We start from the raw sequence: 13,062 nt of genomic DNA, 5'->3' as shown, positions 1-13,062 counted from the left end.
CTAATGTTTGCCAATATCTCAATTGCTGAATTTGACCCAGAAATCGCGCAAGCAATCACACAGGAAGATGCTCGCCAAGAAGCGCACATCGAACTGATTGCTTCTGAAAACTATTGCTCTCCAGCAGTGATGGAAGCTCAAGGTTCAAAACTTACCAACAAATATGCAGAAGGCTACCCAGGCAAACGCTACTATGGCGGTTGTGAATATGTAGACATCATCGAACAATTGGCAATTGACCGTGCTAAAGAGCTTTTCGGTGCAGATTATGCAAACGTTCAGCCACATGCTGGCTCACAAGCTAACTCAGCTGTTTACTTGGCGTTGCTTAACCCAGGCGATACCGTTTTAGGTATGAGCTTGGCTCACGGTGGTCACTTGACTCACGGTGCAAAAGTTAGCTTCTCTGGTAAAACATATAATGCGATTCAGTACGGTTTAAACACCGAAACTGGTGAAATCGATTATGAAGAAGTTGAGCGTTTAGCAGTAGAACATAAGCCACGTATGATCGTTGCTGGTTTCTCTGCTTATAGCCAAATTGTTGACTGGCAACGTTTCCGTGACATCGCGGACAAAGTTGGCGCTTACCTATTTGTAGATATGGCTCACGTTGCTGGTTTAGTTGCTGCAGGTGTTTACCCAAGCCCAGTACAAATTGCTGATGTAACTACAACGACTACGCATAAAACACTTCGTGGTCCGCGTTCTGGTTTAATCCTTGCGAAAGCAAACGAAGAAATCGAGAAAAAATTACAATCAGCAGTATTCCCTGGTAATCAAGGTGGCCCATTGGTTCACGCGGTTGCAGCGAAAGCGATTTGCTTTAAAGAAGCAATGACACCTGAATACAAAGAATATCAAAAGCAAGTTGTGGTAAATGCTAAAGCAATGGCTGAAGTATTAATCGCACGTGGTTACGATATTGTATCTGGTGGTACTGAAAACCATTTATTCTTATTGTCACTCATTAAACAAGATGTGACTGGTAAAGAAGCAGATGCATGGTTAGGTGCTGCTCACATCACTGTGAACAAAAATGCTGTACCAAATGACCCACGTTCTCCGTTCGTGACTTCAGGTATCCGTATTGGTACGCCAGCTGTAACCACTCGTGGTTTTGGTGAAGCTGAAGTTCGTGATTTGGCAGGCTGGATCGCTGACATCTTAGATGCGAAAGGCGATGAAGCTGTAATTAACGCGACTAGAGCGAAAGTTGAAATTGTTTGTGCTAAATTTCCAGTTTATGCAAAATAAGTAACGACTTGAGAAAGCCCCCTCAAGGGGGCTTTTTTTATAGATGTTTAAAAGTCATATTTTTCAAATCACATATTTCTGCTATAACAGAATAATACTTCATAAAAGATATAAATCATTTTGCTGTTGCTGTAATGACATCTTTCTTTCAAAGGAATCAGGTAAATGGCTAAACCAACAATTATTATTTCACAACAAGATCTTCAGCGTTTAGAAACCATGCTTGAGCATCAATCTAAACTCAGTCCGACCATGCAGCATCTTGAAGATGAACTTGCACGTGCGGATGTTGTTGCTCCACAAGATGTCCCAGAAAATGTAGTGACCATGAATGCTCGTGTGCGTATTACCATTGCACCAGCGAGTGAATCTACGGAAATTACTTTGGTCTATCCACATGATTTTCGCGGTGATAAAGGTCAAGTGAATGTTCTTGCTCCAGTCGGTGCAGCTATTCTTGGCTTGGCCGAAGGACAAGAAATTGAATGGCCACAACCTGATGGTCATTTAATGAAAGTTAAGATTGAAAAAGTGTTGTATCAGCCAGAACGCGAAGGCGATTATTTATAAGCTTAAATTTATGAAATGTTGTTTAGAAGACATAGTATTTTTATAAATATTGATCATATAAAAATGATGCAGTAAGCATGAGAAAGAGTGTTTTAAATAATAAAAAAGGCAAAGTAAAAACTTTGCCTTTTTTTGATCTGTACCGATCTTAGTGGTGATGACCACCAGCGCCGTGTACGTGACCGTGTTCTAATTCTTCAGCAGATGCTTCACGAATTTCAATGATTTCAACTTCAAAAGTTAAATCTTGACCAGCAAGTGGGAAGTTTGCATCAACAAGAATGTTGTCGCCTTCGATTGCTTTAACTGTAACGATTTGAACACCGTCATCCGTTTGAGCTTGGAACTGCATACCTGCTTGGATGTTATCTACGCCTTGGAACATTTGCGCAGGAACTTCTTGTACTAGGTCTGGGTTGTATTCGCCATAACCTTCAGCAGCAGGAACGTTTACAGTGAATTTTTCACCAACAGTTTTGCCTAATAAAGCATTTTCTAAACCTGGGATGATGTTACCTGCACCGTGTAAATATGCAAGTGGCTCACCTTGTGATTGGTCGAGAGTTTCGCCCTCTGCGTTAGTCAACGTGTAGTGGAAAGAAACCACGAGGTCATTTGCAATAATAGCAGTCATGTCATTGATCCATTCAATTTTTTAAGGGTACATCATAAAGTGAAAAGCAAATTTTGTAGACTATATTTAGCAAAAAATTGCATTTTCCGCGTTTTTATGGCGTTTTTTTAATAATAGGGACGGTTTTTTAAATTTCAATGCAATTTTATCATTCTGAGTGATTTTTCTTGTGACAATATTTTAGCTATTGAGTGAAGATCATTTATTTTTAACCGATGTATTATTTTGAGTACAAAAAAAGAAGATGACATCTAATAAGCCATCTTCTTTTTATTACGTTTAAAATAGTTATACAGATTGGATAAAATTAAGACATTGAACTTAATTATCCTAAAGGATATGTTTTAACTTCTATTTCATCGCTAGAAAAAAAACTGAAAAGTTGTTTAAACCAAAGGGCGATTTTTTGAAAAAAATTGGCTTCTTCAATGTGTACATCATCTTCAATGGCAATGGTTCGAATCAATTGGTTGTTTTGATAGACCTGTACTGTGGCTAATTGCATCACTTTGGCCAAAGGTGCAGTGAGTAATTTTTCGTTGATTTCAACATTTAAGTGGGTTTTTGTTTCTTGTAAGGGTTCAATGGTTTGAATCGTACCATTGCCTGTATTTAACATAATACGTTGGTTGGTTGTGTCATAGGTTTTTAAATCAATCGCAAAAGGTTGGTCATATAAAGACGTGGTAATAATTTGCGGTTTAGTCGTTTCTAATTTAAACATTTTTAACGTAGATTTGATGACCGGTAATTCTGCAATCAGTTGTTTGTCTTTAATTGCAACTTCATTACGGGTATAGGTATAGCCCATGTTCATGAGGTTATAGGCAACTTCGGCACGTTTGGCTGCACTGGCTGCCCCTAGGACAATAACCACTAAGCGACGTTCAGGCGTGTCTGGGTTCATTGTTGGGCGGTTTGCAGTTAATGCGAGATTATAACCCGCAGCTTTAGTGAATCCTGTTTTTAAGCCATCTACGGTAGGGTCTAATTTTAACAATCTATTTGTGGCATGGTGAAAGCGATTATTGTAGGAAAAGCTTTGTTGTTTTGAGTAATTTAAATAATCGGGTGTTTGTGTAACTAGGGCTTGTCCTAACAGCGCTAAATCTGCTGCGGTTGAATAATGTTCAGGCATGCTAATGCCTGCTGGATTTTGGAAGTGAGTGTCTTTCATTCCCAGAGCTTGAGCTTCTTTATTCATCCGTTCAATAAATTTTGGAACATTCCCAGCAATACGTTCTGCCAAAGTCACCGCAGCATCATTGGCAGACATCACCACTAAGCCAGCAAGAAGTTGATCGACTGAAATCTGCTCACCTTCTTTTAGGTACATCTGTGATTCATCCCACATCACCATTTTAACCACAGGTGTTGCAGTTAAGACCTCATCTTTACGTAAATGACCAGCCTGAAGTTCTTTTAACGTGATGTAAGCCACCATCATTTTAGTCAGCGAGGCTGGGGCACGTTGAACATGACTATTTTGTTCAGCAATGACTTGTCCTGACTGAGTATCAATAATGGTCCAAGCTTGAGCTTCAACGCTTTCTGGGACTAGATTGAGTAATGTGGCATTGACTATTGTGGAGCACAATAAACCAAGTGATGCGATGAGGTAGATAACAGCTTTCAATGATGTTCCTTTATTTGCCAATCCGTTGACTTTAAAATGCAAAAAACCTTGCGAATGCTATGCCTTTTTTTGCTGAATGGCTAGTCAGAATTGTAGACAATTGCGACAGTTCAGCATTGCTTTGTAAAAAAATGCTAAGCTCATTGATAAGTTACCTTTTTCACATTTTGAATCGCCTATTATGTTGCATTATCAAATCGAATTTGACGATTATCGTCAGCATTTAATTCATGTCACTTTACGTTTTGTTGCCATTCCAACACAGGTGCTTTCGTTACCGACTTGGATTCCCGGAAGTTATCTGATTCGTGAGTTTTCAAAGCATATTGAGTCTGTTAAAGCCTATGATGAAGATGGGCGTATGCTGCAAATAAGCAAATTTGAAAAAAATAAATGGCGTTTATTTAATACCGATTTTGAACTGATTACCGTGGAATATGATGTTTATGCATATGACCTGTCAGTACGTGGTGCTTATGTTGACCAGAACCGTTTATATGTGAATCCAGCATGTGCATGTTTGGGGCTTGAAGGTCAGGAAGAGAATCAAGTCGAGGTTGAAGTCTTCCTTCCAAATGAACTGAAACACTTCCAATTGGCTACGGGCTTAGCGCATCAAAGCTTGGTTAAAGGTCGTCATACCTTAAAAGCTAAAAACTATGCACAGTTGATTGATAGTCCATTTGAACTGGCAGATCAAACGCGTTTTAGTTTTGAAGCGAATGGAATTGCACATGAGTTTGTGGTTTCAGGCAAACATGCCATGAACGAACAACGGATGAAACAAGATATTGAAAAAATCTGTAGTACAGAGATTACAATGTTTGGTTCTGCACCATTTGAAAATTACACCTTTATGACCATGGCGACAGGTAATAGTTATGGTGGTTTAGAACATCCGAACAGTACCAGTCTCATTACGCCACGTGATGACCTGCCTAAAGCAGATGAACCGATTGAGCCATCTAAAGATTATCAACGGTTCTTAGGTTTATGTAGCCACGAATATTTTCATTCATGGCTAGTCAAATTTATTCGTCCTGAAAACTTTGTCAATTATGATTTAAACAAAGAAGGCTATACCTCTTTATTGTGGATTTTTGAAGGTTTTACGTCGTACTATGATGATTTGATTTTGCTGCGCAGTGGTGTGGTGAATCAAGCGTCTTATATTGAGTTATTAAAAGCGCAAATTGATCGTTATTTACAAAATCCCGGTCGATCTGTTCAGACTGTTTCTGAGTCTAGTTTTGATGCGTGGGTGAAATTTTACCGTCAGGATGAAAATTCAAATAATGCAGGAACCAACTATTACAACAAAGGTTGTTTAGTTGCATTGTGTCTAGATCTGGGCTTACGTTTACGTGGTTCAAGTTTAGATGCCTTAATGCGTAAGCTGTATGAAAATGCACAAAATGGCATTCAAGTCAGTGAGCGAACTATTTTTGATTTGTGTAAAGCGCTGACAGGTCAAGATTGGGCAGAGCAAATTAATCACTTGATTAATACTACAGATGAATTGCCGCTTGATCAGTTATTTCCAGAGTTTGGTCTAAGCTATACTTTGAAAAATGACAAAACTTTGCCATATGGGTTAAAAGTTGCTGATAAACCTGAAGGTGTACTGGTTCAAAGTGCGCGACGTGATGGTGTTGCAGCTCAAGCGGGTTTTTCTGCCAATGATGTGATTATTGCCATTGATGGTTTAAAAGCCACTGAAAAACTGATCGAGCAATATGCAAAACAGGAAGGCACTTTTACTGTGTATGCATTCCGCCGTGATGAGTTGATGCAGTTTGAACTTTCAGGTGGTGCAATTAACTTAACCACAGTTGAATTGAAAGTTGAAGATCAAGTGAAAGCGGAAAAGTGGCTGAAAGCTTAATTTTCTAACGATTTGAAGTCATGTACAACCGATGCTTAGGCATCGGTTTTTTATTAGAAGTAGATATAAAAATTTATAAATCTAGATTAGCTTTAAGAAGAAATTTAGCAGCCTTACAAAAAAGATGGTTTTTATGTACCTGATTAAGAGTAGTCAAAGTATGTCGATAACAAGCTATGGGGCAAGGGTAAGGCATTGCTTAAATGTGTTGAAATTGAAGATTTTTAGATTCGCAGGCGATGTCATACTGATGCTTATTGTTCCAAAGCCTTTCAATTAAGTGCAACCTCATAGTGAGGAAAGCATCCCTCACCAAAATAACTTTTTCGGCTGATCAGGACGGAAATTTGCATCCTATTTCCTAATAGGTGATTTATTTCCATGATACCCAACATGTTCCAAGTAATTGGTTTGTAAATCAGTAAATTGATCTGGTGAAATTTTAATCATATTTATGGGGTGTAAATCTATTAAAATATTGATAAATATATATTTTATGTTATAAAGACCCTAAACTAGCACTTGGGTAATGAAGTGCATCGATACAGTCAAAGCGACAGCCTAGGACTGCCCATATTCGAAAAAAGACGAAATTTCAAGTAGAATATCAGCATTGGTGAACAACACTGATGCGTATAAATTTATCAGCCAAACAGCAATATGAAAAGATATTGTTTTGACTGAGGTGCAATCAGCACCAATACTTTAAATATTTTATTTAAGCAAACCGGTTCGCAGGGCTGAGTCAAAAGCTTAGTCCTAACAAACTCAATCCAAAGCAAGGGGCTATATATGGCTGGTGGAAAGTCAACAATCATTTACACATTGACCGATGAGGCGCCACTATTGGCGACCTACTCACTGCTGCCGATCATTGAGACCTTTACTAAACCGGCTGGCATCGAAATCGTTAAAAGCGATATCTCCGTGGCCGTACGTGTACTCGCAGAATTCACAGACTTCCTAAGCGACGAACAAAAAGTGCCTGACACTCTCGCAGAGCTAGGTCGTCTTACGCAAGATCCAGATACGAACATCATCAAACTTCCAAATATCAGTGCCTCTGTTGGTCAATTGATGGCGTGTATTAAGGAGCTTCAGTCTAAAGGCTATGCTATTCCTGATTATCCAGAAAACCCAGCCACTGAAGAAGAAAAAGCGATTAAAGCACGTTATAGCAAGTGTCTAGGTTCGGCTGTGAACCCTGTACTACGTGAAGGTAACTCTGACCGCCGCGCTCCTGCTGCAGTCAAGAACTACGTTAAGAAACACCCGCATTCAATGAGCGAATGGAAGCAATGGTCACAGACCCATGTGTCACACATGGAAGAAGGTGACTTCTACCACGGTGAAAAGTCAATGACACTTGACCGTGCGCGCAATGTGAAGATGGAACTCATCACAAAGAGTGGTGAAACGGTTGTTCTTAAGCCGAAAGTTGCATTGAAAGACGGTGAAATCATCGATTCGATGTTCATGAGCAAAAAAGCACTTTGCGATTTCTACGAGAAGCAACTTGAAGATTGTCGCGAAGCGGGCATCTTGTTCTCGTTACACGTGAAAGCGACCATGATGAAAGTTTCACATCCGATCGTATTCGGTCATTGTGTGAAAATCTATTATAAAGAAGCATTTGATAAACACGGTAAGTTATTTGACGAGTTGGGTATCAACGTCAATAACGGTATGTCGGGTCTTTATGAAAAAATCGCAACTTTGCCTACTTCTCTTCGTGAAGAAATCATTGAAGATCTTCATGCATGTCAGGAGCATCGTCCTGCGTTAGCAATGGTCGATTCTGCGAAAGGCATTACCAACTTCCATTCACCAAACGATGTGATTGTAGATGCTTCTATGCCTGCAATGATTCGTGGTGGCGGTAAAATGTGGGGCGCTGACGGCAAGCAATACGACTGTAAAGCAGTGATGCCTGAATCGACTTTCGCGCGTATCTACCAAGAAATGATTAATTTCTGTAAATGGAACGGCAACTTCGATCCGAAAACCATGGGTACTGTACCTAACGTTGGTTTGATGGCGCAAAAAGCTGAAGAATACGGCTCGCACGACAAAACTTTCGAAATCGCTGAAGCGGGTATCGCGAATATCACTGATCTTGAAACTGGTGAAGTGTTGATGACTCAAAACGTTGAGGAAGGCGACATTTGGCGTATGTGTCAGGTGAAAGATGCCCCGATCCGTGACTGGGTGAAACTTGCGGTAAATCGCGCACTTAACTCTGGTATGCCTGCGATCTTCTGGCTTGACCCGTACCGTCCACATGAAAATGAATTGATCAAGAAAGTAGAAGAGTACTTGAAAGATTACGATACATCAGGTCTCGACATTCAAATCATGTCACAAGTTCGTGCGATGCGTTACACACTTGAGCGTGTAGCACGTGGTCTTGATACGATTTCAGTAACGGGTAACATCCTACGTGACTACCTGACTGACTTGTTCCCAATTATGGAATTGGGTACGTCTGCAAAAATGTTGTCTATCGTTCCGTTAATGGCGGGTGGTGGCATGTATGAAACGGGTGCGGGTGGTTCAGCTCCGAAACATGTTCAGCAGTTAGTGGAAGAAAATCACTTACGTTGGGATTCACTAGGTGAGTTCATGGCGCTTGCGGTTTCTTTAGAAGAAATGGGCATTAAAGAAGACAATGCTCGTGCGAAATTGCTGGCGAAAACGCTTGATCAAGCAACAGGTAAGTTACTTGACAACGACAAGTCACCATCGCGCCGTACTGGTGAGCTTGATAACCGTGGTAGCCACTTCTATTTAGCTAAGTATTGGGCTGAAGAGCTTGCTGCGCAGGATGAAAATGCTGAGTTGAAAGCGAAGTTTGCTCCACTTGCGAAAGTATTGGCTGAAAACGAAGACAAAATCATTGCTGAGCTTGCTTCCGTTCAAGGTAAGTCAGTTGACATCGGTGGTTACTATGCCGTTGATCAAGAGAAAGTGAATGCTGTAATGCGTCCAAGTGCGACTTTAAACGCAGCGCTTGTAACTGTTTAAGTATGATCATACAAAGCCGACGATTTAGTCGGTGATGTAAAAAAGCCGGTGTATATGCACCGGCTTTTTTGTATGTAAATTATACGTAATGAAATACATCTAAAAAAATTAAAGAATTTAGTAGGGAGTCATAAACAAGTTCGTATGTATATTTTCTCAAATTAATGGATAGATTAGGGTGAAAACAACATTGTTTTATTGGGATGACCTAACTTGTAATTAATTTTATGTAAAACATGGGTTTAGGTTTTATTGTTTTGAATATCTATTAGACTGTAAATAATTGATCAGTGTTTAATATTTATCAAGTAAGGTACGTTATATGGATAGTGATGTAGAGAGTCAATTAAAAGAACTGATTCTTGATGATGATTTTACAAATTTACAAAATTTAGTAAATGAAGAAGTAAATTTAATGGATATTCTCAGAGTATCGCATAGAGAGCTTCAACATTCTAATTTTTTGTCTTGGTTGTTTGATCCTAATGCAACGCATGGTTTAGGTGACTTTGCCTTTAAAGAATTCATAAAAATTTATTTTAAAGAAAATGAATTTCAAAATTTAGGTGTTGAGAATGGATTATCTGTTTTTGATTTTATCCATTTTGAGTTTGATGATCTGATCATAAAGAGAGAATTTAAAAATATAGACCTATTGTTTTTGTCCCCGAAAAATAAGTTTTTTTTGTTAATGGAAAACAAAATTTATTCAGGAGAAAGAGCGGGGCAATTGAAAAAGTATAGAAATATAGTTAATGAGTTATATGCAGGATATAATCATCAAATATATATTTACTTGTCCCTTAAGGATCAAATAATTAATGAAGAAGAAGCTAAATATTACGTCCAATTAAATTACTCACATATTATTAAGCTTCTTGAACGAATACTTCTAAATCCACAATTAAATCTTGCTGATAAAACTAAATTTGTATTTGAACAATATTTGCGGACATTAAAATCCATGTTAAATCAAAATAAAGAAATTGAAGAAATCACGAAGAGTCTTTATAGAAAATACAGATCAGCATTTGATCTTGTTTTTAAATATAATGCTTCAACTGAAACTACTGAAATAGGAGAGATTTTAAATGAATTAATTAAGAATGAGTCAGTAATAAAGGATTTCCATAGTAATAAAACTTATCTTAGGTTTCAGCCAAATTTTTTATATGAGAATTCGGAAAAACTAATACAAAATGGATTGTTAACTTCATTAGATAATTTAAAAGATAATTGGGTTTATCTATTTGAATTTAATGTAAGAAATAGTTTTGTTAAATTCGATTTAAAAATTGGTAGAGGTGATCAGAAAATAAGAGAAAAACTTTACAATATTTATTCAAAAAATAAAAATTTTTTTCAGAGAATGGGGAAGAAAGAAATTGCACCTGAATGGCATTTATCATTTCAAAAAATGATTTTAACACAAGATGAGATTTTGAGTTTTATGGAAAGTGGCGATACTGAAAATGTGAGAGAGATTATCACCGCTCGTTTTCGTAATCTCATCGATAATGATTTGGCAAAATATATACAAATTATAAATGAAGAAATTTCGTAATACTTATTAGCTTTTTATGTAGTTAAAAGGACGCATATGCGTCCTTTTAACTAGAAACTTTTAACGACCATTACGTCCACGACCACGAGGTGCTTTCGTATTTGGACGTGTCGTACCATTGGTTTTACGACGTGGTTTATCTGCATCATCCATTTGCCAAATACGTGTAGTACCACCACCAGCTTTTTTCTTGCCTTTAAAAGGTGTTTCACCACGTTCTTCACGTGCTTTATCTTTAGCAACCGAGAAATGTTGTTTCTTGGTTGTGGTCTTTTTCGCAAAAGAGCGACCTTCATACGGTTTGTCCGCAGGAACATCTTTAAAGTCAGGATAAAGTAAAGGTTCAATTTCAACTTGCTCACCCGGTTGTAAGCCAAGTTTTACAATACTAATTGTACCAATTTGGGTACGAATTAAGCGTAAAGTTGGGAAGCCTACCGCAGAGGTCATACGACGTACTTGACGGTTACGACCTTCACAAATTGAAATTTCTACCCAAGATGTCGGAACAGATGTACGAAAACGAACTGGCGGAGTACGTTCCCATAACCAATCTGGCTCATCAATTTTTTGAGCTGTAGCTGGCAGGGTGATACCGTCTTTAAGTTCAACGCCTTTACGAAGTTGCTCTAAAGCTTCCTCCGTAATGTCGCCGTCAACCTGAACCACATAAGTTTTAAACTTTTTGCTGGCTGGGTTGGTAATGAACTGGTTCAAACCACCATGATCCGTTAAGAACATTAAGCCTTCTGAATCTAAATCAAGACGACCTGCAATACGCAAGTCAGGATCTTGAGTAAAATCAGCCATGGTTTGATGTTTCTCATCGGCACGGAACTGGGAGAGAACGTCATAAGGTTTATTAAGAATGACGATTTTCATAGAAAATAACTACTTTGCTAATGATTAAATTTGGAAACGTTGAGTATTATTTAATCGAGAAATATTGTTATTTCTCATATAAATCTCAAAAATACTGAATCTAGATTAGGATATTATGCGTTAAGAACAGTTGAAAGTATTGCTTATTGGCAATTATTTTTTAGATTCGCCAGCGACAAACGGAGAAGTTGTACAATGGGTTATCAAAAGATTGCAGTTCCTGTGGATGGTAGCAAAATTACCGTAAACGCAGATTTGTCACTCAATGTTCCGAATAATCCAATCATTCCTTTTATTGAAGGTGATGGTATAGGTGTGGATATTACACCAGCGATGAAAGCGGTGGTAGATGCTGCGGTGCAAAAAGCTTATGCTGGCAAACGCTCGATCGAATGGATGGAGGTGTATTGCGGCGAAAAAGCAGACAAAATCTATGGTACTTATATGCCAGAAGAAACTTTTGATGCACTGCGTGAATTTGTTGTTTCTATTAAAGGCCCATTAACGACTCCAGTGGGTGGTGGTATTCGTTCGCTTAACGTAGCTTTACGTCAAGAATTAGATCTTTATGTTTGTGTGCGTCCAGTTCGTTGGTTTGAAGGTGTTCCTTCACCAGTTCATCATCCTGAACTGACTGACATGGTGATCTTCCGTGAAAACTCTGAAGACATTTATGCAGGTATTGAATGGAAAGCTGACTCTCCTGAAGCTAAAAAAGTGATCAAATTTCTGAAAGAAGAAATGGGTGTGACTAAAATCCGTTTCGAAGAGAACTGTGGTATTGGTATCAAGCCCGTATCTAAAGAAGGGACTCAACGTCTTGTACGTAAAGCAATTCAATTTGCGATTGATAATGATAAGCCAAGCGTGACTTTAGTTCACAAAGGCAACATTATGAAGTACACCGAAGGTGCATTTAAAGAATGGGGCTATGAAGTCGCACTTGAGCGTTTCGGTGGTGAACTTCTTGATGGTGGGCCATGGGTCACGATTAAGAATCCTAAAACTGGCAAAAAAATCATCATTAAAGACGTCATTGCCGATGCATTTTTGCAGCAAATTTTGATGCGTCCAGCTGATTACTCTGTTATTGCGACACTTAATTTGAACGGTGACTATATTTCGGATGCGCTTGCAGCTGAAGTAGGTGGTATCGGTATCGCGCCTGGTGCAAATATCGGTGGTGCGATCCAAGTTTATGAAGCAACTCACGGTACTGCGCCTAAATATGCGGGTCAAGACAAAGTAAACCCTGGGTCTATTATTCTTTCTGCTGAAATGATGCTTCGTGACATGGGGTGGACTGAAGCTGCTGATTTAATCATCAAAGGTATTGCTGGTGCGATTACTGCGAAAACGGTAACGTATGACTTCGAGCGTTTAATGCCTGATGCGACTTTGTTACGTTGTTCAGAGTTTGGTCAAGCAATCATTAATAATATGGAATAAGCATATATAGTTTAATTCAACTGATGATAGCCCGTATTTATTGCGGGTTTTTTATAAGGATGAAGCTAGGGCGTGTCATCAATTAAGCCAAATTATTGTTGAAGCAAGATAGATTGCTGACAGGAAGTTTTGAGCCAATTTGTCATAGCGTGTGGCAATAC

The 13,062-nt window shown here is 38.6% G+C and carries 9 protein-coding genes; 6 read left to right on the top strand and 3 right to left on the bottom strand.

The genetic code is table 11. From position 1 onward, the window contains the following. Window positions 1-3: 3 nt before the first annotated feature. A complete protein-coding gene (gene glyA, locus BLV99_RS01860; RefSeq protein WP_086183463.1) occupies window positions 4-1,257 on the top strand; it encodes a serine hydroxymethyltransferase in 1,254 nt (417 codons plus the stop codon). A 165-nt stretch (window positions 1,258-1,422) separates the two neighbouring features. Beyond that, complete coding sequence (rnk, locus tag BLV99_RS01855) at window positions 1,423-1,827, top strand: nucleoside diphosphate kinase regulator (RefSeq protein ID WP_086183462.1); 405 nt, start codon at window positions 1,423-1,425, stop codon at window positions 1,825-1,827. A 148-nt stretch (window positions 1,828-1,975) separates the two neighbouring features. Here the strand turns inward: rnk and BLV99_RS01850 are convergent, their stop codons facing one another. Both BLV99_RS01850 and BLV99_RS01845 read right to left on the bottom strand, forming a co-directional pair. Continuing rightward, a complete protein-coding gene (locus BLV99_RS01850; protein ID WP_086183461.1) occupies window positions 1,976-2,461 on the bottom strand; it encodes an FKBP-type peptidyl-prolyl cis-trans isomerase in 486 nt (161 codons plus the stop codon). A 325-nt stretch (window positions 2,462-2,786) separates the two neighbouring features. Further along, a complete protein-coding gene (locus BLV99_RS01845; protein ID WP_092687169.1) occupies window positions 2,787-4,097 on the bottom strand; it encodes a D-alanyl-D-alanine carboxypeptidase PBP6B in 1,311 nt (436 codons plus the stop codon). A gap of 181 nt (window positions 4,098-4,278) precedes the next feature. Between BLV99_RS01845 and BLV99_RS01840 the strand changes: the two genes are divergently transcribed. The 3 genes from BLV99_RS01840 to BLV99_RS01830 all read left to right on the top strand — a co-directional run bounded on the left by BLV99_RS01840 (window position 4,279) and on the right by BLV99_RS01830 (window position 10,570). Further along, entirely contained in the window at window positions 4,279-5,982 is a 1,704-nt protein-coding gene (locus tag BLV99_RS01840) for a M61 family metallopeptidase (protein WP_092687166.1), read from the top strand. A 792-nt stretch (window positions 5,983-6,774) separates the two neighbouring features. Further along, window positions 6,775-9,006 (top strand): NADP-dependent isocitrate dehydrogenase, encoded by a 2,232-nt coding sequence (locus tag BLV99_RS01835; RefSeq protein WP_092687163.1) that lies wholly within the window; start codon window positions 6,775-6,777, stop codon window positions 9,004-9,006. Window positions 9,007-9,328: 322 nt separating this feature from the next. Then, entirely contained in the window at window positions 9,329-10,570 is a 1,242-nt protein-coding gene (locus BLV99_RS01830) for a PDDEXK-like family protein (RefSeq protein ID WP_092687160.1), read from the top strand. Window positions 10,571-10,630: 60 nt separating this feature from the next. On the opposite strand, the gene BLV99_RS01825 is transcribed toward BLV99_RS01830, so the two are convergent. Further along, window positions 10,631-11,452: an rRNA large subunit pseudouridine synthase E gene (locus tag BLV99_RS01825; RefSeq protein ID WP_086183457.1), complete on the bottom strand. Its 822-nt coding sequence runs from the start codon at window positions 11,450-11,452 to the stop codon at window positions 10,631-10,633. A gap of 195 nt (window positions 11,453-11,647) precedes the next feature. On the opposite strand from BLV99_RS01825, the gene icd reads away from it, so the two are divergent. Beyond that, window positions 11,648-12,901, top strand: a complete 1,254-nt coding sequence (icd, locus tag BLV99_RS01820; RefSeq protein ID WP_086183456.1) for an NADP-dependent isocitrate dehydrogenase — start codon at window positions 11,648-11,650, stop codon at window positions 12,899-12,901. Window positions 12,902-13,062 lie beyond the last annotated feature (161 nt).

Origin of the sequence: Acinetobacter kyonggiensis (assembly GCF_900107285.1) — a bacterium.
In the GTDB taxonomy this organism is placed as follows: Bacteria; Pseudomonadota; Gammaproteobacteria; order Pseudomonadales; family Moraxellaceae; genus Acinetobacter; species Acinetobacter kyonggiensis.
The sequence above is the reverse complement of the archived record's forward strand: the minus strand, read 5'-3'. Positions and strand labels throughout refer to the sequence as shown.